The 20,657-nt window shown below is 29.8% G+C and carries 20 protein-coding genes; all 20 read right to left on the bottom strand.

Annotated elements, in window-relative coordinates; genetic code table 11:
- Nucleotides 1-25: 25 nt before the first annotated feature.
- The gene (gene ftsA, locus L21TH_RS03030) at nt 26-1,273 is read right to left on the bottom strand and encodes a cell division protein FtsA (protein WP_006308844.1); all 1,248 of its coding nucleotides are present in this window, start codon (nt 1,271-1,273) and stop codon (nt 26-28) included.
- A 76-nt stretch (nt 1,274-1,349) separates the two neighbouring features.
- Nucleotides 1,350-1,679, bottom strand: coding sequence for a small basic family protein (locus L21TH_RS03025; RefSeq protein WP_006308843.1), 330 nt, complete (start codon nt 1,677-1,679; stop codon nt 1,350-1,352).
- Nucleotides 1,680-2,411: a DUF881 domain-containing protein gene (locus L21TH_RS03020; RefSeq protein WP_006308842.1), complete on the bottom strand. Its 732-nt coding sequence runs from the start codon at nt 2,409-2,411 to the stop codon at nt 1,680-1,682.
- A 17-nt stretch (nt 2,412-2,428) separates the two neighbouring features.
- Nucleotides 2,429-3,157 (bottom strand): DUF881 domain-containing protein, encoded by a 729-nt coding sequence (locus L21TH_RS03015; RefSeq protein WP_006308841.1) that lies wholly within the window; start codon nt 3,155-3,157, stop codon nt 2,429-2,431.
- Nucleotides 3,158-3,167: 10 nt separating this feature from the next.
- Nucleotides 3,168-3,932, bottom strand: a complete 765-nt coding sequence (locus L21TH_RS03010; RefSeq protein WP_006308840.1) for a cell division protein FtsQ/DivIB — start codon at nt 3,930-3,932, stop codon at nt 3,168-3,170.
- 54 nt (nt 3,933-3,986) lie between these two features.
- On the bottom strand, nt 3,987-5,246 hold the full coding sequence (gene murA, locus L21TH_RS03005) for a UDP-N-acetylglucosamine 1-carboxyvinyltransferase (protein WP_006308839.1): 1,260 nt from the start codon (nt 5,244-5,246) through the stop codon (nt 3,987-3,989).
- A 134-nt stretch (nt 5,247-5,380) separates the two neighbouring features.
- Nucleotides 5,381-6,496 (bottom strand): undecaprenyldiphospho-muramoylpentapeptide beta-N-acetylglucosaminyltransferase, encoded by a 1,116-nt coding sequence (murG, locus tag L21TH_RS03000; protein ID WP_006308837.1) that lies wholly within the window; start codon nt 6,494-6,496, stop codon nt 5,381-5,383.
- Nucleotides 6,497-6,501: 5 nt separating this feature from the next.
- Entirely contained in the window at nt 6,502-7,605 is a 1,104-nt protein-coding gene (spoVE, locus tag L21TH_RS02995; protein ID WP_006308835.1) for a stage V sporulation protein E, read from the bottom strand.
- A gap of 1 nt (nt 7,606) precedes the next feature.
- A complete protein-coding gene (gene murD / locus L21TH_RS02990) occupies nt 7,607-8,965 on the bottom strand; it encodes a UDP-N-acetylmuramoyl-L-alanine--D-glutamate ligase (protein ID WP_006308832.1) in 1,359 nt (452 codons plus the stop codon).
- Nucleotides 8,966-8,990: 25 nt separating this feature from the next.
- Nucleotides 8,991-9,968 carry a phospho-N-acetylmuramoyl-pentapeptide-transferase gene (gene mraY, locus L21TH_RS02985; protein WP_006308830.1) on the bottom strand — a complete coding sequence of 326 codons (978 nt, stop codon included), beginning with the start codon at nt 9,966-9,968 and terminating at the stop codon, nt 8,991-8,993.
- Between the two features lie 45 nt (nt 9,969-10,013).
- Nucleotides 10,014-11,474, bottom strand: a complete 1,461-nt coding sequence (locus tag L21TH_RS02980; protein WP_006308827.1) for a UDP-N-acetylmuramoyl-L-alanyl-D-glutamate--2,6-diaminopimelate ligase — start codon at nt 11,472-11,474, stop codon at nt 10,014-10,016.
- 135 nt (nt 11,475-11,609) lie between these two features.
- A complete protein-coding gene (locus L21TH_RS02975) occupies nt 11,610-13,784 on the bottom strand; it encodes a stage V sporulation protein D (RefSeq protein WP_006308825.1) in 2,175 nt (724 codons plus the stop codon).
- Nucleotides 13,785-13,802: 18 nt separating this feature from the next.
- The gene (ftsL, locus tag L21TH_RS02970) at nt 13,803-14,258 is read right to left on the bottom strand and encodes a cell division protein FtsL (protein ID WP_006308823.1); all 456 of its coding nucleotides are present in this window, start codon (nt 14,256-14,258) and stop codon (nt 13,803-13,805) included.
- A 30-nt stretch (nt 14,259-14,288) separates the two neighbouring features.
- On the bottom strand, nt 14,289-15,221 hold the full coding sequence (gene rsmH / locus L21TH_RS02965; protein ID WP_006308821.1) for a 16S rRNA (cytosine(1402)-N(4))-methyltransferase RsmH: 933 nt from the start codon (nt 15,219-15,221) through the stop codon (nt 14,289-14,291).
- A gap of 90 nt (nt 15,222-15,311) precedes the next feature.
- Nucleotides 15,312-15,743: a division/cell wall cluster transcriptional repressor MraZ gene (mraZ, locus tag L21TH_RS02960; protein WP_034429172.1), complete on the bottom strand. Its 432-nt coding sequence runs from the start codon at nt 15,741-15,743 to the stop codon at nt 15,312-15,314.
- A gap of 243 nt (nt 15,744-15,986) precedes the next feature.
- Nucleotides 15,987-16,169: an aspartyl-phosphate phosphatase Spo0E family protein gene (locus L21TH_RS02955; RefSeq protein WP_006308817.1), complete on the bottom strand. Its 183-nt coding sequence runs from the start codon at nt 16,167-16,169 to the stop codon at nt 15,987-15,989.
- Between the two features lie 177 nt (nt 16,170-16,346).
- Entirely contained in the window at nt 16,347-17,078 is a 732-nt protein-coding gene (gene lgt / locus L21TH_RS02950; RefSeq protein ID WP_006308816.1) for a prolipoprotein diacylglyceryl transferase, read from the bottom strand.
- Between the two features lie 94 nt (nt 17,079-17,172).
- The gene (gene yfmH, locus L21TH_RS02945; RefSeq protein WP_006308814.1) at nt 17,173-18,462 is read right to left on the bottom strand and encodes an EF-P 5-aminopentanol modification-associated protein YfmH; all 1,290 of its coding nucleotides are present in this window, start codon (nt 18,460-18,462) and stop codon (nt 17,173-17,175) included.
- 21 nt (nt 18,463-18,483) lie between these two features.
- Nucleotides 18,484-19,752: an EF-P 5-aminopentanol modification-associated protein YfmF gene (gene yfmF / locus L21TH_RS02940; RefSeq protein WP_006308812.1), complete on the bottom strand. Its 1,269-nt coding sequence runs from the start codon at nt 19,750-19,752 to the stop codon at nt 18,484-18,486.
- Nucleotides 19,753-19,817: 65 nt separating this feature from the next.
- Nucleotides 19,818-20,657, bottom strand: an 840-nt coding sequence (locus L21TH_RS02935; RefSeq protein WP_034429161.1) for a CbiX/SirB N-terminal domain-containing protein, incomplete at its 5' end; no start/stop codon positions are given.

Genomic DNA, 20,657 nt, shown 5'->3' with positions numbered 1-20,657 from the left:
ATTACCCCCTTATGTATTACGTTTATTAAAAGTATTCTTTCCAGACTTTTTTTACTAAAGATGTAAGTTTGTTGTTGTTTTTTGTTTTTGACCTATAATTTGATTTTATAGCTTCAGTATTACTATATTCTATATAATATTTAAATTTCCTCTTATAAACATAATTAATAATACCAACTGCAGTAGAATAAATTGGTTCATTAGCCACTAATTCATTTGGCTTACCAATTCTTACTGGTAATCCTAATCTTAAACCAGCCAATTTCTCGATACCCTTTAAATAACTAACTCCACCTCCAGTAATAACTGCACCTGCTAACAGTTGCTTTTTTAATTTATTTTTATGTAATTCTTTGTCAATAAGCTCAAAAACTTCACCTACTCGTGCTTCTATTATTTCTGATAATTGATATTTAGAAACCTTTATCTCTTTGTTTAGTCCAATTGGATTAATTTCTATTACATTATCATTATTATCTTCTGTATACTCTACTGCTCCATACCTCCTCTTTATCTCTTCACTTTGTTTAAATGGTATTCTAAGCCCAATTGATAAATCGTTAGTGATATGATTTCCTCCTACTAAAAGTATATTTGAATATATCAAACGATTTTTTTTAAATATAGATATATCGCTAGTTCCTGCACCAATATCTATTAATAATACACCTAATTCTTTCTCATCATCCGTCAAAACAGAATTAGCTGTAGCTAAAGGCTCCATAAATATACCTACTACGTCTATACCTGCTTTATTAATGCTTTTAATAAGATTTTGTGTAGTAGTAACCGAAGCAGTAACGATATCTGCTTCCACTTCTAATCTTGTTCCAACCATACCTGTTGGGTCTTTAATTTCATCATAACCATCTACTATATATTGATTTGGTATCACATCTATTATTCTCTGGTCTTGGGGGACTGATATGATTGTAGCTGAAGTTATAACTCTTTCAATATCCTCAAGGGATATTTCATTATCATCACCAGAAACAGCTATCATTCCTTTATTACTAACAATTCTAGAATAGCCTCCTGGGATATTTATATAGGCTTCTGTTACCGTTACATCAGCCATATTTTCAGCTTGTTCAACTGCATTAATTACCCCTTTAGTAGTAGATTCTATATCAACAACTACACCTTTTTTTATACCATTACAGTCACTCTTTCCCATTCCTATTATTTGGACTTGTCCATTTTTATCCTTTCCAGCAATGATTGCACAGACTTTAGATGTTCCTAAATCTATAGAAGTAAAAAAGTCTGTCATATTCCCCCCCCTTTAATTAAACCAGAACATACAAATTAATATACGAGCTTATAAATATATTACTCTTTCACTTATGCTATTTATTAAAATAAAACCTTCTAATAATAGCAAAATTTTGGAATAATCTGCTACCAAACGCAAAAATAGCAGCATAGTAAAGTGGTACCCCTAAACGGTCACCTACATAAGCCAAAAAAGCTGCTAATATAGCATTTCCAAAAAAACCTGATATAAAAATCTTAGCATTAAACTTATTCTCTAAATTAGCTCTGATACCACCAAAAACTGAATCCAAACAAGCTAAGATACCTACTGATATATATAAGGAATAACTTGGATTATATGTTATCGGTAAAATGAATCCAATGATACCACCTATTAACAGTCCTATGATTGCTACTAGCATTTATTCACCTTCTTTATTTATTGGTTTTACATACTCAAATTCTGGTTTCTTAAAATACCTAGGTATGGGAATATCATCACTCTGTATTGTCTCGAGCTTAATACCAAAAAACTCTTTTAATTCCCATCCATAAGTATTAGGTGCATTAACTGCAGCTGATAAAAGCTTCGGGTCACCAATTGCTTTTATTATAAAGGGTGCTCCTATTTCTTCATCATTTATTTTTATTACGTTACCTCCACATATTATTCCTGAATCAGCAGTTAGTCTTTTACCATTAATACTTATTGCTTCTGCACCCGCAGCTATTAAATCATTCACAATTAAAACCACATCTAAATCATGTACAATATATAAATTAAGGTCTTCACCTTCTTTGTAGCCATCATGATTATCATCTAATCTAATCATAATTCCAGGACCATGAACATCTGTTGTTCCTGAAAGCATTTTTAGCTGTTCTAATTCTTGTTCTAAAACGGTACTAATACTTCCTTTTTCTTTAACGGCATTTTTATAATTATCTAATTCTTTTTTCTTTTGTTCTATCATTTCTCTTAAATCCTGTATCTCTTGTCGATTATTTTGTATTGAATTTTTCATCATTTGTATAGAATTAATCGATACCAACGAATATTGCTGAGTATTATGTAACATATTAGTTATTAAAAAATAGCCAAGAATTCCAGACAAAAAAAATATTATCATTTGGTTCATAATTTTTTTTTGCATACTAACCCTCCTAAGGGCTAATTAGATAAACCTTTAAATGGTTTTGCATATTTAAATTCTTTATTTTTTGTATATCTTGGTATTTCTATGTCCTTCTCTGTCTTTATTTGAACATCGAAGTCTAGCTTTTTCATTCTCCATATTATACCACCTGGAAAATTAAGTGCTGATTCTAATGTTTGCATATGTCCAATTGCTTTAATCACAAAAGGTGGCACAAAGGGAACACCATTAATGTTTATATGATTACCTACTGGAATTATTTCAGTGAAGTTTGTATATCGTTGGTCGTTTATAGAGATAGCTTCTGCTCCAGCTGCATTTAAACTACTTACAATTTCTAATAACATATCATATCTATATACTAGGTTGCTAGTTGTATCTCCATATTGAACATCCATAGGAGGATCATCAATTATTATTACTACACCTGGACCGTGAACATCTTCATATCCAGCTAATATTTTATACTTCATTATATCCTGAGATAATCTTTTAACATATACACTTTCTTCTGATGCATTTTTTTCATATTCTTTTAATCTTGCTTCTAGACTCTGTAGTTCTTTCAGTAATTTATCTTTTTCATCTTTATGGGCCTTTAGTTCAATGGCCAACTGTTGTGCTCTCTGGCTAGGAATAACATTATCTGTTGCTTTATTTATTGTTTTAAATTGCACAGCAAGTACTATTCCTAAAATTATACATATAAACATAATTGATACTTTACTTTTCAAATTATCCATTTTAATCCCCCTACATGGTATCTTGTCTAAATATAGGATTATCGCCCTTAGTAAAATCTATCATACCTTTTAGTTCTAAGTTTTCTTCTTCTCTCTTTTTTAATATTTCTTTGGTAAATTCTAATTTATATTTTACATTATCTTGAGCATTAAGCGCAACTTTCGTACCCGTTTTTAAAGCAATTACTAATATAGACTCATCATTCATTGTTACGTAATCAATCATTTCTATCATGTCTACATCTTCACACTTTTTTACAAGTTCTATTATACCATTTATATTTTGGTTTTCTTCTAAAATAATTTTTTCTCCTTTAGTTATATTCTTTACCTTTAATCCTCTAACTTTTACTAATGTGGTATCTTTCTTCTCAGCTAATATGTCTAAAACGATACCTTCTTCATCTAAATATATATATGAGCTGACACACGGAATTGTAATTATTTCTTTCCTTTCTTCTATATTTATTAAAATTCTATTTGGTATTTTTCTATAAATATCAACTTTCTTAATATATGGATGCAATAATAAATTTTTCTCAGCTTGTTTAACATTAATTTTAAATATATTTTCATTTTCCATTATTCCTGAAGCTAAAATTACTTTTTCTTTATTTAATACATTATTGCCTATAACTTCAATTTTAGACACTTGAAAAAAAACTGTTTTAGTAAATAATATCAAAAAAATTGAAATAGTTAAAATCATCATTATAAACATTAAACCATTCTTCTTTTTTCTAATCTTTCTATCTATACCCCTATTTCTTTTCATTATATCTTACCTCCATTAGTGCTTGTCCATTTAATAATAGCAGCTAAAAGCTGCTTATTCTTTCTTTATGTCAGCTCCTAAGCTTGCTAGTTTTTTGTGAAAATCATCATATCCTCTTTCTATATGGTATATATTATTTACTTTAGTAACACCTTTAGCTGCTAGTCCTGCAAGAACTAAGCTTGCTCCACCTCTTAAATCCTTTGCACTAACGTTTGCACCAGTAAGTTCTTTAACTCCTTTTACGACAGCAACTTTCCCTATTGTTTTTATATTGGCTCCCATTCTAACTAACTCTTCAACATGCTTAAATCTATTTTCAAAAATTGTTTCACATATTACACTAGTCCCTTTTGCTAAAGTAAGCATAGCCATAACCTGTGCTTGCATATCTGTTGGAAAACCTGGATAAGGCAATGTTCTTACTGATTCTAGTGGAAGTATGTTTTTCGGTCCAATAATCTTTAAAGTTGTACAGTTACTATAAACCATACATCCCGCTTCTCTTAATATCGCAATAATAGATTGAATATGCTCCACTTCTATATTCTTTAAAATTACTTCGCCTCCAGTAATAGCTGAAGCTACCATATAAGTACCTGCTACTATTCTGTCTGGTATTACAGTATGTTCAACAGTAGATAAACTTTTAGTATTTTCAATTCCCTCTACTCTAACTACACTAGTTCCTGCTCCATATACTTTGCACCCTGCAGCATTCAAAAACTTCTGTAGGTCCTGTAACTCTGGCTCCCTAGCAGCATTTCTAATTATTGTTGTACCTTTAGCTCTCACTGCTGCTAATATTATGTTCTCAGTTGCTCCTACGCTTGGGTAATCTAACTGTATCTCGCAACCTTTAAGTTCCTCTGCTTTACAGTGTATAAAGCCATGTGCTTCTTCTATGCTTACTCCCATTTCTTTTAAGGCTTTTAAATGTAAATCAATAGGCCTAGGACCAATCTCACAACCACCTGGATAACTAATTGTCACTTCTCCACATCTTGATAACATAGCACCCATAAGTATTATCGATGAACGCATTTGTCTAACTAAATCTTCAGGAACATCGATTTTATTTAGTGCTCTAGAATCAACAGTAACCATATTATCTATCCTTTTAGCCTTACAGCCAATAGACCTTAATATCTTTATCATCATTTCAACATCTCTTAAATTTGGAACATTAAACATTGTAGATACATTATCTAATATAACTGTACTTGCTAAAATAGGTAGCACTGCATTTTTAGCTCCATCTACAAAAACTTCACCAACTAATCTATTGCCACCCTTTATTATATATTTACTCATTTCTACACCTCCAGAATATGCTCATAAACGTTGTGATAATTTGAATATATAATTATTTTATGCATATTCTCAAGAGGTGTTACTTTCAGTTTTCTGAGTCTAATTACTAAAAAAATAATTTAATCATATTAATTCTATTTCTTAACAACTATTAACTCTTTTATTATCTGTAATATCCTATCAGTAGAATCAGTTACTCCTAATTCTTTACTTCTTACAGCCATGTGTGATAATTTATTTTTATCTCTTATTAAGTTGTTTATAGTTTCATTTAACTTATGTCCATTCAGTTCTCTTTCTAGTATAACTACACTAGCACCTTTATTTTCAAGAGCTCTAGCATTATATTCCTGATGATTTTCCGCTGTATAACTTTTTGGTATCAATATTGTTGGAACACCAACTGCTGTAACTTCTGCTATAGAAATTGCTCCAGAACTAGTTATTACTAAATCTGCAGCAGCAAGTGCCTTAGGTGCTTCAAAGAAGTAAGATACAACTCTTATATTGCTATCAGATAAATCAATCCCTCTATTTTTTAACTCTTTCATAAAGTTTTCATAAAACCTTTTTCCTGTTACATGTAATATTTGAACATCTTTACTATCCATATTCTTTTCTATTACATCTAGCATTGCTTCATTTAATTTTTTTTGTCCGCCACTTCCACCTACTGAGTAAATGAAAGGTTTACTTTTATCTATACTTAATGATTTATAGGCGTCTTCTTTAGTTGTTGTTATCACATCATCTCTTACTGGATTACCAGTTATTATTACTTTATCTGGATACTTAAAATATTTTTTTGATTCTTCAAAGCTACCTGCAATTTTATTAACAAATCTAGATAGTATTCTGTTAGTTACACCTGGAAAAGCATTTTGTTCATGTATTAAAGTTGGTATATTCTTAAGTGATGCAATCAAAACCACAGGACCACATACATAGCCCCCCGTACCTATTACTATATCAGGAGAAAAATCTTTTATAATTTTCCGTGCATCATTAAGACCTAAAAATAATTCTTTAGTTGATTTAAGGGTATCAACTGAAAGTTTTCTTCTAAAACCTTTCACTCTTATTGTTTTAAATTTAAATCCTTCCTTTGGAACTAATTCCCTTTCTAGTCCTTTTTCAGTACCTACATATAATATTTCAGCATTTTTGTACTTCTGTTTTATCTTTTTTGCAATAGCAAGAGCTGGATATATATGACCTCCAGTTCCTCCTCCTGATATTAAAAATCTCATTATTCTCAACTCCTATCCAAATCAGTATGTCTTGATATATTTAGTAAGATTCCAACCGCAGACATAAACACTAATAAAGAAGTACCTCCATAACTTACAAAAGGTAATGGAATCCCCGTTGGAGGCATAGAAGATGTAACAACTGCAATATGTATAATTGCTTGAACTGTAATAAGGGATACTATACCTGCCGCTAACAAACAACCGAACAAATCATCTATATTTATTGCTATTCTAATACCTCTCCATATAACTATCAAAAATAGAATTATAACTGTAACACATCCAATAAACCCTAATTCCTCTCCTATAATAGCGAAAATAAAGTCATTATACGGTTCAGGAATATAGAAAAACTTTTGTCGACTTTTCCCCAGTCCTAATCCAAAAACTCCACCTGAACCTAATGCATACAATGATTGTACCACTTGCCAACCTATCGTATCTATGTATTTAAACGGGTCTAAAAAAGCTATAATTCGCTTAAGCCTAAATGGCTCTAAATAAATTGCAAATGCTACACCTGCTGTACCTAGTATACCCATAATAGCTATATGTAGTTTTCTCATCCCTGCTATAAACAAAATAGCCATTAAACTTAGTCCTAATGTAGCACTTGTACTTAAGTCCTTCTGTATAACAATAGCACCACAAGAAATCCCTATTATAACAAGTGAAGGTAATAAACCTTTTTTAAAACTTTTTATTTTTTCTTTTTTTCGAGCTAAAAAAGAAGTTAAATAAATAATAGAACCTAGTTTCATAGCTTCAGAAGGCTGAAAAGTAGTAAAGCCTAAATTAATCCATCTTTTAGCTCCATTTATTTCTACTCCTAAAGGAGTAAAAATTAAAAATGACAGTGCAATGCAAGCTAAAAAGATAATCTTAGACAATTTTTTAAATCTCCAATAACTAAAATTCATGAAAAAAAACATTGTAATTAAACCAATAATCCCAAACAATAACTGTTTCTTTAAAAAATAATATCCATCATTCATTTTATAATACGCTTCTGGATAACTAGAACTAAATACCATAATAATACCTATAAAAACAAGTAAAATTGTGGCTATCATTAAAGAAAAATCACTGGCTCTCCTTTTAGACATTCTAATGCCCCCTCAATTTTTCGACTTCGCTTTTGAAGTCTTTCCCCCTTTCTTCATAGCTATTATACATATCCCAACTAGCACATGCGGGGGATAAAACTACATTATCTCCTTTTTCACTTATATCAAACGCCTTATTTACAGCTTTTCTCATATTATCTACTATATATATATTATTGAACCCATGTCTTATTGCAGTTCCTTTTATTTTTTCGGCTGTTTCACCTAATAAAATCAACGCTTTAACTTTACCATTGAAGCTTTTAATAAACTCATCAAACTCACTACCTTTATCTAAACCTCCTGCAATTAATATAATTGGCTTGTTAATTGCCTCTATTGCTCTAATTGAAGCATCTGGATTAGTTCCTTTAGAATCGTTATAAAATTTTATGCCATCTATTTCTTCAACAAACTCTAGTCTGTGCTCTACTCCTTCAAATGTATAAAGTGTTTCTTTTATACATTCAATCGGAACACCCATTAACCAACCAACACATACTGCAGCAAGTGAATTTTCTACATTATGTTTTCCTGGAATTTTTATATCTTTATATTTTATAACCTTTTTACTTACTTCCCCATCATCGATTACTATATAGTCTCCATCAATATACACACCTTTATCTAGCTTTTTTTTCTGACTGAAATATATTACGTTAGACTTTATTTCTTTTTCTAAATTTCTAAGTATTCCATCGTCATAATTTAATACAGTAAAATCTGCATTCCCTTGTTTTTTGAATATTTTTTTCTTAGCATTAATATAGTTTTCAAAGGATTTATGCCATTTTAGATGGTCAGGAGTAATATTTATAATCACACTAACTTTAGGTTTGAAATATTTAGTGCTTTCTAACTGAAAGCTACTTGTTTCAATAACAAATATATCTTTATCTTCACAATTAACAACTTCCCAAAGTAATCCAACTCCGATATTGCCTGCTACTTTACAATTCTTTCCACAGTTTTTAAAAAGCTCACCTATCAAAGTTGTAGTGGTAGTTTTACCATTTGTTCCTGTTATAGCTACAAAAGGGTTTTTAGCTATTCTATAAGCTAATTCTATATCTGTTATTACTTCTATTCCTAATTCGTTAGCCTTATGTAATAATGGCACTGTCAAAGGCACCCCTGGACTTTTTACAATCAAATCTATGTTACCTAACTTTATGTCATTATTCCCTAGTTTATAAACAACATCTAAACCTTCTAATTCCTTTAAATTGCTTTTTAAGTCTTCTTCTGTTTTGGAATCATTTACAATGACATTTGCTCCTAGTTTAACTAATGCTTTAGTTGTAGATACTCCACTTACTCCTAGTCCTAGAACTAAAACATTTTTATTTTCTAATTCCATATTAATCACCTACTTTACAATTTTCCTACTTCAAACTATATAAACCAATCAAACACAAAATAACTGTCACTAACCAAAATACTGCAACAACTTTTGTTTCCTTCCATCCACCAACTTCAAAGTGATGGTGTAATGGACTCATTCTAAATACTCTTTTTCCAGTAAGTTTATATGATGTTACTTGTATAATCACAGACAAAGCTTCAGCGAAATATATACCTCCAACAATCGGAATAATTAATGGTAGATTAAGTAAAATAGCAACTGCTGATACTGCTCCTCCTAAAGCTAATGAACCAGTATCGCCCATAAATACTTTAGCCGGATGGGCATTATGTCTCAAGAAACCTAAACATGCTCCTGCTAATGCAGCACAAAAAATAGCAATACTATATAATTCTTCGTTATATAGTCCCTGATTTATTGCTATCAAACTAAAAAATGCTAATACTATTAAAGTAACACCTGCAGCTAATCCATCGACACCATCTGTCAGATTAACACTATTTACAGTACCAACTACTACAAAAGCTATAAACGGTACATATAACGGACCTAAATCTATTGTAGTCTTTAAAAATGGTACAATGACTTTTGTTCCTATAGGTGAAGTATTAGAATGATATATAGCTAAAATCACAGCTAATAATATTTGTCCTATTAACTTTTGGTATGCTCTTAAACCTAATGACCTTTTAAGAACAACCTTAATGAAATCATCTATAAACCCGATAAGACCAAAGCCTAAAGTGGCTAAAAGTAATACATACATTTTTTCATTTACAATACCCGATGTTAAAGAAGTAATTAATAAAGCTGCTATTATCATAATACCTCCCATAGTAGGAGTACCACTTTTCTTAAGATGAGTCTTAGGACCTTCTTCTCTTACACTTTGTCCAACTTTAAGTCTTTTCAACATTGGTATAATGATAGGACCTAGTATTAATGTAATTGTAAGTGAAATAAAAATCACACGTATTATGTCTTTATAGTCTATCATATCTTTTTTCTCTCCTTTTTCTATTTTGTTCTTTAGTAAACTTTATTAATTTATTTCTTTTAATATTTCTAATACTATTTCTTTTTCATTAAATGGTATCCTTTTATTTCCTATTATTTGATACATTTCATGTCCTTTTCCAGCTAATAAAATAACATCATTCGGTTGACTATTTTTTAAAGCATATCTAATTGCTTCTTTTCTATCTGTAATAGCTACATATTTGCCATCTAATCGTTCAATACCCTCAATAATATCTTCTATAATCTTATTAGGTTCTTCTGTTCTAGGATTATCAGATGTAACAATACTTAAATCACTGTATTTAGCAGCTACCTCTCCCATTAGCGGTCTTCTTGTTCTTGGTCTATCTCCACCTGCTCCAAATACTATTATTTTTCTTCCTTTTGCAAACTGAGATATAGTTTCCATAACTTTTTCTAACCCATCCGGTGTATGTGCATAGTCTATAATTACAGTAAAGTCTTTATCTGTTGGTACTACCTCAAACCTACCCTTCACTCCTTTAACTGATTCTAAACCTTCTTTAATATTTTCTAACTCTATATTATAAGCATAACCACATGCAGCAGCTGCTAACCCATTATATACACTAAATAAACCAGGTATATTCATTTTTATATCTATCTCTCCCTTAGGAGTAATTAATTCAAAACTTACCCCTTCAGCTGAATATACTATATTATCAGCAATTATATCAGCATTACTATCAGTTCCATAAGTTAATAATGGTACATCTAACTTTCTAATTTTACTAGATATTTTTTTACCATATTTATCATCTATATTTATAATATTAAAATTCTTAGTTTTATAGAATAATTTAGCTTTAGCATTTAAGTAGTTTTCTATACTTTTATGAAAATCTAAATGGTCCACAGATAAATTAGTAAATATACCAACATTAAAATCACAAAAGGCTACTCTATCTAATTCTAGTGAATGCGAAGAAACTTCCATAATGCAAGTATCTAGCCCAGTATTCACCATATCGTTTAGAATACTTTGTAAATCTAATGATTCAGGTGTAGTATTATTAGTGCTAGTCACTTTATTTTCAATAACACTTCCTATAGTACCTATAATTCCTGTTTTTCTTTTACAAGCATCAAATATAGATTTAATTAAATAAGTAACACTTGTTTTTCCGTTTGTACCAGTTACCCCTATAACATTGATTTTCGAAGAGGGTCTGTCGTAAAAAGTAGATGAAACTTTCGCTAGAGCTTTTCTGCTGTTATTTACTTTAATCACAGTTATATTTTTATCTAATTGAACATCCCTTTCAACTATTACAGCCTTAGCACCTTTTTCAATTGCATCATTTATGTATTTGTGCCCATCAGTTTTAAATCCAACTATCGCTACAAATAGACTTCCATTCACTACTTCCCTTGAATCATAAGTAATATCAGTTATATCTTTAGTTAAGTCTCCTATAACATCTATTAGTTCTAATTTTCTAATTAGGTCTTTTAATACCATATAAGCTACTCCTCTCAAATCTATTCTATAGTTACCAAAGTACCTATTAGATAATAACATATTTTTATAATCTTTAGTAGTGTATTTAAAAGGCAACTTCCAAACAATGGATGATTTGCTTGAAGTTGCCCATTTTTACTGCTTTCGACTACCAAATTCTACTTCTATAACCGAATTATAATCAACTTCTGCTCCCGGTTTTGGATTTTGATTAATAACCTTTCCATTTCCTTTGAATTTATAATCTAAATTCAATTCATTTAATAATTTTGTAACTTCATCCATAGATTTACCTGTTAAACTAGGAACTACAACTTTATTGTTTTCTTTCCGTTTTGACTGAACGTATAATGTTATCATAGAACCTTTTTTAACTTTTGTATTAGGTAATGGAAACTGGTCTATAACAATAGCTTTTCTACTTACATTAGGTATTTCAGTGTTATGGTCAAGACCTGCTGATATTAACGTTCTACTTGCTTCACTTATAGTTTTATTTGTAACGTCAGGTACTGTAACCATAATTTCTTTTGACTCTGATATTTCTTTTTCTGTAAATTGTCGCTCTACATCTAAATACTTAAGAGTTTCTTCAATTACCTGACCTGCTACCGGAGCAGCAATTACACCACCATAATAAGCTCCATTACTAGGTTCATCAATTACAACCAAAGCTGTAATTTTAGGGTCATTTACTGGTGCAATTGCTACAAATGAAGCAATATATTTCCCACTTGCATATCTACCATCAATTACCTTTTGGGCAGTACCAGTTTTTCCCCCAACTCGATATCCAGGTACATAAGCATTTTTACCTGTTCCTTCCGAAACAACAGTTTCAAGTATTTTTAGTAGTGTTTCTGAAGTTTCTTCTGATATAACTCTCTTCTTTACTTCCGGCTCAAATTTATGTACAACTTTTCCTTCTACATCTACTAATTTCTTTACAATCATAGGTTGCATAAGCTTACCACCATTAGCCACTGCTGAAATCGCAGTAACTAATTGTATAGGTGTAACGGAAATACCTTGACCATATGATATTGTTGCTAACTCTACTTCCTTCATGTTATCAGGTCTACGAACTAAACCTGATTGTTCACCCGTTAAATCTATTCCTGTCTTCTCTCCAAAGCCAAAAGCCTTTATATATCTGTACATTGTTTCAGCGCCTAATCTTCTGCCTACCGTAACGAAGACCACGTTACAAGAGTTCTGAACACCTTCCACAAATGTTTCGTGGCCATGAGGATTATAGTATCTCCAGCACTTTAACTTAGCCCCTGGTATATCTGTAATATAACCGTTACAATAGAATTCACTTTCTGGTGTTACAATATTTTCTTCAAGTCCTGCTGCAGCAGTGATAATTTTAAACGTTGACCCTGGCTCATAACTATCATTAACCGCAAAATTTCTCCACATATCATACCATTTCTTCTGCTTTTCAGTTATAGGTAAGTTATTCCATTCTTCTTTTTTTTCTCCGTCTAACGGCACTCTAGGCTCGTTAGGGTCAAAATCAGGTTTTTGAGCCATAGCTAATATTTCCCCAGTATTTGGCTCCATTATTATAATCGACACTTTTTTAGCTTTGTTTTTTACTAGAGCTTCTAAAGCTGCCTTTTCTGCAAAATGTTGAATAGTTTCATCTAAAGTTAATACTAAACTAACTCCATCTTCAGGTTCATAAAATTTTTCATATCCGTAAGGTAGCTGTCTTCCTACAGCATCTGTAGTCATAACTAATCTTCCAGGAACACCTGTCAAATATTTATTATAGGTTCTTTCTACTCCATATAATCCTACCTGGTCTACATCGGTAAATCCTAAAATATATGATGCAAAGTTTCCAAAAGGATAATATCTTTTTGTATCATCTATTATTTTTATACCGTTTAAGTCCGCTTCTCTTAATTTTTCCGATTTATCTTTATCTATCCATCTTTTCAAAATGATGTAGTTAACTCTCTTAGTTATCTTTTTATAAACTTCATCTTTATCCATATCTAATATTTCTGACAGTATATTTGCTGTTCTTTTCGGCTCTTTCACATCTGCTGGTGTACAAACTACAGTATCAGTGTTAACACTAACTGCGAGTTTTTTACCTTTTCTGTCATAAATGATTCCTCTTTTTGCGTTAATAGTAATATCTCTCGCCCACTGTTCTAATGCTTCTTTCTTTAATTCTTCACCTTGAACTATCTGAATATAACCCAGTCGAGCTATCAACGCAAATATTGCAAAAGAAACCGCAAACAACATCACTATCAATCTTTTTTTAGTCTTGATAGTAGGTGATGCCATTTCTAATCCCCCTAATTATTATTCAATAAATCTAATCATTTTATCAAATATATTACCAAATGCATTTAAGAAAAATAAGTGTTTGCTATCTTTTTCATTGCTTGCTACTACTTTATTTTCACTACTATTTTTTACACTTACAAACACAGTTTGTTCTCTACTCGGATATACCATCCCTAATCTTTCTTTGGCTTGTTTTTCTATCCACTCTGACTCTTTTATCTTTTCAAGTTCTAACGCTAAAGCTTGTTTTTCTTTTTTTAAGTCAGTAATTTGTTTATCTAACTGTCTAATTTCTATTTCAGCATGTGTAATTTTAGCATATCTATAAAGTACAGTAAGAGCTAAACACATTACTAATAATGCAGTAGCGATTAATTTTAATCTCACACTTTTTTTCTTCCTTATCTTCGTATTTTCTCTTCTATGTTTTAAATATGTTACTTCCTTAACTTCTTTTTTCGCTACTAACAAATTTATTCACCCCTTTTATATTTTAGAACTTTAAACTTTCTCTCCAACTCTTAATTTTGCACTTCTCGACCTCGGATTTTTTTCAATCTCTTCTTCACTTGGAATAATCGGCTTTCTAGTAATAATTTTAAGTTCTCTTTTTTTGTTACATTGACAAACTGGTAAATCTGGTGGACATATACAATCCTTATTTAGTTCTTTAAATGTCCTCTTGACAATTCTATCTTCTAATGAATGAAATGTTATTATACAAACTCTTCCATTTGGATTTAATACATCGCATATATCTTTGATGGTATCTTCTAGTATATCTAGTTCTTTATTCACCTCTATCCTAATAGCTTGAAAAGTCCGTTTTGCAGGGTGTGAACCACCTTTTCTAGCTCCTTTAGGAATTGCTTTCTTTATCACTTCTACTAGCTCACCTGTTGTATTTATTTGATTGATTTTTCTTTCTTCAATGATAAATTTAGCTATTCTACTTGCCCATTTCTCTTCTCCATACTCCTTTATTATTCTATATAGCTGTTCTTCATCATACTCGTTAACTATATTCCATGCTTTTAAGCTTTGTGTTGTATCCATTCGCATATCCAGTGGTGCATCGTGTTTATATGAAAAACCTCTCTCAGCAACATCTAACTGATGTGATGATACACCTAAGTCCAAAAGCACTCCATCCACTTTATCTATTCCAACTTCATTTAATACATCTTTTATATTTCTAAAATTATTATGCACTATGGTTACTTTTTCTTTATAATCTTTTAATTCTTCCTTTGCTTTTTTTATAGCATTAATATCCTGGTCGACCCCAATTAACCTTCCTGTGGTTAATCTTTTTACAATTTCCTTAGAGTGTCCAGCACCTCCAAGAGTTCCGTCCACATATGTACCATCTTCTTTTATATTAAGTCCTTTTATAGCTTCATTTAACAATACTGAAACATGCTCAAACTTCATATTTCTCACCTCAACCTTTATATATCTTTTGCTATGTATATACTATAATGTTTGCTATTTACTTAAAATCTATATATATTATTATTAATTTTATATCCCTAACTCAGCCATTTTCTCAGCTATACTTTCATAACTTAAGTCATCATTTTTATTATATTTATTCCATTCGTCTTTACTCCATATCTCAACTCTATTAGAAACTCCTATAATCACTGCTTCACTTTTCAATCTGCTATGCTCTCTTAAATTGCCAGGTATTAAAACTCTCCCCTGCTTATCTAAAGAACCTTCTGTAGCACCAGCAAAGAAAAATCTAACAAAAGCCCTTGCATCTCTTCTTGTTAAAGGAAGAGATTTTAACTTTTCTTCGAGTATCTTCCATTCCTCTAAGGGATAAACAAAAAGACAATTATCCAGACCTTTTGTTATAATAAAAGTTTCTCCTAAATCTTCTCTGAATTTTGATGGAATAATTACTCTTCCCTTTTTATCTATTGAATGCTGGTATTCTCCAATAAACATATACTCCACTCCACTTTCAGGGGTATATCCCCCACTTCCCTCCACTTTTAACCACACTATTTACTTCTATACTAATTATTTAATTCCTTCTATATATGATAAAAAAATAAAATATTTTTTTAGTTAGTTCGTAAGACCTATGAAATATGTTTAATATTGTAGTTATGTTTATGTTTTTAACAAAAAATATAATAGAGCAACCAAATCTGGTTGCTCTATTTTTTCTATACTTTTATTACACTTTTATGATGTTTTTTCATTCACCGGATACTTTTGTCGATAATATGATACTATTAATTCATCTAATTCTGTACTCAGCTTATAAATTTTATCATAATTACTTTGATTCTCTATACTTTTATTGAGCTTGTCCTTTAATAAGACAATTTTTTCATCTAAAACTACTGTTTTTTCCTTTACAGCCATATTGCATCAACTCCATTTTTTTGAGAGTGATTACATTTTATTACATGTTTTACCATAATGTCAACGCTAATATTATCCATTTTTTAGACCTAGTGTCAATTATAATATATTATCAAAGTTTTTTCTCCAAAATTCTTTTATTTACTATGTATTTTGTATTAATATGCTATAAATCTCTTAAATATGCTTCTTTCGACGTATGAAAAAAATAGACATAGAGATAATTATTAAAATTATACTAACTAATTGTGCTACCCTTATTGGGCCTAGCATTAAACTATCTATCCTTAAACCTTCAATGAAGAATCTAGCAAATGAATATAATGCTAAATACAATAAGAATACTTCTCCTTTAACCTTAGCCCTATTCTTCCTGTACCAAACAAGAAATATAAATACACCCAAATTCCAAAGAGATTCGTATAAAAATGTTGGATGTACTTTCTGTCCATTAACTATAATTGCCCATGGTAAATCAGTAGGAGTTCCATAAGCTTCTTGATTAATAAAATTTCCCCACCTTCCAATGGCTTGCCCTAAAATTATACTTGGTGCTGCTATATCTGCCACTTGCCAAAAACTTAAATTCTTAACACGACAAAATACAACTGCAACTATTACAGCAGCAATTATCCCCCCATGTATAGCAAGTCCTCCACCTCTAATGTTTATAATTTTACCTATATCACCTTTATAATATTCCCAGTTAAATATAACATAGTAGGCTCTAGCCCCTATTATAGCTGCCGGAACAGCAAATAGCAACATATCTATTAAATCATCTTCATTAAATCCTATTCTACGTGATTCCCTTAAGGCTAGTATTGTTCCTAATAATAGTCCAGTAGATATAAGAATTCCATACCATCTTATAGATATTCCAAATATTTCGAAAGCAACTGGATTCATAGTAATCCTCCTTTTAAAAAATTAAGCTACTAAAAACTAGTAGCTATACCATACAAAAACATTATATTTTTTCTACATAATTAAGTCAATAAATTTACTTAGATTTAACTATTGAAAGTGTATAATTACTTTCTGTAAAATGGTCATTAAATCTTTCGATAATATCATCATACTTTATGCCTTCTAGAATGTCCATGTATTTGGTTAAAAATGTATTAACTAAATAGTATGAGGTAAATTTATTAGCTATATATTCTATAGAGTTTAAATCTATCATATGGTAACCAATCATTTTTTTCTTTATTCTATTAAAATCATTGTTATTTAATCCTTGTTTATCTAATCTCTTAATATATTCCAATACCCTTTCCATTACTTTATTGGGTTCTTCAGATTCACCTCCTAATATTGAATGTCCATAGTCTTTATATCCAACATATTGAGTGCCAAAGGAACTATTAATTAATCCCTCTTCATATAAACTTTGATAAAACTCTGAGCTATTACCAAATAACATTTCTAGTAAAATATTTGTTACAATTTCTTTCTTTAATAGCTTATCTCCATAATAACCAACATCAATATCTTTAAACCCTAGATTAAAAAGTGGTGTTGATACAGTTAATTTTTCTTCTACTATCCTTTGATTAATACTTACTTCTTCTTTTGTATAAACCCTCTTAATTTCTCCACTAAATTCTTTTAAATCCCTTCTTAAAGCATCACTAATGATTCCTAATGACTTTTCATAATCAATATTACCTACCATAACTAAAATCATATTACTAGGATGATAAAAAGTATTGTAACATTTATACAAAGTATCTTTATCTATTCTGTTGATAGAATCTACAGTTCCAGCTATATCTATTCTAACTGGATGAGTGTTATACATCCCTCTCAAACAATTTGAAAAAACTTTCCATTGAGGTGAGTCATCATACATTCTGATTTCCTGCTCAATTATCCCCTTTTCTTTTTCAACATTTTCATTGGTAAAATATGGCGTTTGAACAAACTTTACAAGTAACTCTAAGTTTTTATAAAATTTGTCAGTACAATGAAAAAGATAAGAAGTTTGATTAAAATTAGTAAAAGCATTTACATATGAACCTAATTTTGAAAACTCACTAAATATATTGCCTTCTGGTTCTTCAAATAATTTATGCTCTAGAAAATGTGCAATACCCTCAGGTACTTCAATCACTTGATTTTCTCCAATAGGGATAAATTTATTATCATTTGAGCCATATTTAGTTGTAAAAATAGCATACTTTTTTACATATTCTTTTTTAGGAATAAAAAAAACCTTTAATCCGTTATTTAACTCTTTAAAATATACTTCTTCATTAAGTTTTTCGTTTCTTATGATATCATATTTCAATTAAACTCCTCCTTGTATCCTTTACTTTTTCTTTAGAAAATAAATAGTATCTAAGCTCAGTTTCTTAGCCGCTTCAACAACATTATCTTTACTTATTACCTTTAAATTATTTATTATTTGGTTAATACTTCTATTGTCATTAGTTATAAACTGACTTAAATAGAATTCTGCTAAAGAGAAATTGTTATCAGTCATAGATTTTATTGCAGTAATTAAAGAACTTTTAGAGTTTTCTATATGTCCTTGCTCAAATTTACCTTTTTTCATATCTTCGACTTGCTTTCTAATTATGTCTAAAGCTTTATCATAATTTTGAAACTCAATTCCCGAGGCTATAAGCATTATAGACTTAAATTTATATGATTTAGAATAAACATAATATGCTAAACTTTCTTTTTCTCTTACATTTTCAAATAATTTTGAATTAGGACCACCGCCAAGTATATTACTAGCTAATAAAAGAGATTCATAAAGCTCATCTTCGTATGGTACATTTGTCCTGTATCCCAAAGTTAACTTTCCTTGATTTACATCCATCTCATCAAATACTTTATTAACTTCAACTACTGCTTTTATTACATCTTCTCTAGGTATTTCTATTATATTATCTCTTCTAAATTTAAAAATATTTTTTATTTGCTCAACGATATCTTCTTTCATTACATTTCCTACAACACTTATAAAAATTGGACTAGTCTTTAAAATTTCTTTATAATGTTTATATAAATCACTATTAGTAATTTTTTCAATGTCTTCAGTATATCCATATTTATATAATCTATAATTTTCATTTTTACACATTTCTTCAATACATCTATCTAACGCATATTGTTTTTTATTATTAACCCTACCCTCAATTTTTTTCTTTAAATTTTTCTTTTCTTGTTCAACATACTTCACTGAAAATAGCTCTTTTTCTAATAAAGGATTAGTAATAATGTTATATAACATCTTTAATTGGTCTTTTAGTAGATTATCTGAAGCTACAATGTCACTATCTGGCCCTTCAATAGTAAATCTAATAATTTGCCTTTCGCCTTTTTTATTTACGTTTATACTTAAATTTGAACCATATAATTCTTCTAATCTCTTTTGAATGTCTAATGATGTTTTATACTCTTTAGTACCTCTTCTCAAGATTAGCGGAATTAAAGCATTTTTTGTAACTTCTTCTCTATTAAGGGGTCTTAAAATATATACATTTACTAAATTAGTTTTAAATTTATTAGTATGTATAACATTTAAGTATAAACCCTCCTCAAGCTTTTCTAACATACTAGATATGCTCACTATAATAACCTCCTGTGTGTTTTTAGTTTTATTATCCTAACATTTAATTTTTTTATACAAAAACGCTAGTCCCACTTTTGTAAGTTAATAAATTCTATCTTTTTCTTTAACTCGTAAATTAAATTAGTATCATAAACAAATCCATCTATAACTTTAATTTTCACTTTTTCTGGTAACTCAATTCTATTCTTTATATTCACAGCAATAACATTATTGCTAATATCTGTTGCACCTGGATTAGTATACACACATATAATATTTCCCACTCCATACTCTAGTAAACTCTTAATTTCTTCTAAATAATCTGGCTCCATATTATCATACCAACACAGCCGCACTTTACTGTCATCTAAACCAACTTCTTTTGTAAGGTAGTTCTTAATTTTTTTTCTAAACATAAGGTCTTGTTTTATTGCATTTACAATTCGTAAGTCTTCACTACTTTCTAAACCTTCTCCAATCAAAATTACCCCTGTATCAACTAAATTGTCTAAATCTATCTGTTTTCTTATCTTAGTTTTATAGCTTTCCACTATCTTTTCACTATTCCATAGTGGTTCTGAATATTTTATTTGAATATTAAGATTAAAAAGCTTCAAACCTTCAACTCTCTTTTGCAAATTATAAAAATCAAGATTCTCCGATAAAACAATAGGAACTATTATAATTTTATTGTACCCATCGTTAACAATTTTAAATATTGACTCCTCAATATAATATTTATCCTTAAGAAATCCAACATAAACTTCGTAGCTATCGTCCAGTTGTTTTTGTAATGCATTTTTGATTTTATAAACTTTTTTGTTATATGTACTTTTACCTATTCTTTCATAATTAATTTTTTCTTTATATAAAATAAATGGAGCTCTTAACTTAGAATATAAACTTTCCTCATTTTTAATATT

The organism is Caldisalinibacter kiritimatiensis (assembly GCF_000387765.1).
GTDB classification, from domain to species: domain Bacteria; phylum Bacillota; class Clostridia; order Tissierellales; family Caldisalinibacteraceae; genus Caldisalinibacter; species Caldisalinibacter kiritimatiensis.
The sequence above is the reverse complement of the archived record's forward strand: the minus strand, read 5'-3'. Positions and strand labels throughout refer to the sequence as shown.

Bases quoted from the DNA above. Each gene is read 5' to 3' on its own strand.
- L21TH_RS02955 (WP_006308817.1), bottom strand. From the start codon at position 16,169: ATGGCTGTAAAGGAAAAAACAGTAGTTTTAGATGAAAAAATTGTCTTA.
- L21TH_RS03010 (WP_006308840.1), bottom strand. From the start codon at position 3,932: ATGAAAAGAAATAGGGGTATAGATAGAAAGATTAGAAAAAAGAAGAAT.
- murD (WP_006308832.1), bottom strand. From the start codon at position 8,965: ATGGAATTAGAAAATAAAAATGTTTTAGTTCTAGGACTAGGAGTAAGT.
- spoVE (WP_006308835.1), bottom strand. From the start codon at position 7,605: ATGTCTAAAAGGAGAGCCAGTGATTTTTCTTTAATGATAGCCACAATT.
- murG (WP_006308837.1), bottom strand. From the start codon at position 6,496: ATGAGATTTTTAATATCAGGAGGAGGAACTGGAGGTCATATATATCCA.
- L21TH_RS02975 (WP_006308825.1), bottom strand. From the start codon at position 13,784: ATGGCATCACCTACTATCAAGACTAAAAAAAGATTGATAGTGATGTTG.
- murA (WP_006308839.1), bottom strand. From the start codon at position 5,246: ATGAGTAAATATATAATAAAGGGTGGCAATAGATTAGTTGGTGAAGTT.
- mraZ (WP_034429172.1), bottom strand. From the start codon at position 15,743: ATGTTTATTGGAGAATACCAGCATTCAATAGATAAAAAGGGAAGAGTA.
- L21TH_RS02980 (WP_006308827.1), bottom strand. From the start codon at position 11,474: ATGGTATTAAAAGACCTAATTAGAAAATTAGAACTAATAGATGTTATA.
- ftsA (WP_006308844.1), bottom strand. From the start codon at position 1,273: ATGACAGACTTTTTTACTTCTATAGATTTAGGAACATCTAAAGTCTGT.
- L21TH_RS03015 (WP_006308841.1), bottom strand. From the start codon at position 3,157: ATGGATAATTTGAAAAGTAAAGTATCAATTATGTTTATATGTATAATT.
- L21TH_RS03020 (WP_006308842.1), bottom strand. From the start codon at position 2,411: ATGCAAAAAAAAATTATGAACCAAATGATAATATTTTTTTTGTCTGGA.
- L21TH_RS03025 (WP_006308843.1), bottom strand. From the start codon at position 1,679: ATGCTAGTAGCAATCATAGGACTGTTAATAGGTGGTATCATTGGATTC.
- mraY (WP_006308830.1), bottom strand. From the start codon at position 9,968: ATGATAGACTATAAAGACATAATACGTGTGATTTTTATTTCACTTACA.
- lgt (WP_006308816.1), bottom strand. From the start codon at position 17,078: ATGAATCCAGTTGCTTTCGAAATATTTGGAATATCTATAAGATGGTAT.
- rsmH (WP_006308821.1), bottom strand. From the start codon at position 15,221: ATGAAGTTTGAGCATGTTTCAGTATTGTTAAATGAAGCTATAAAAGGA.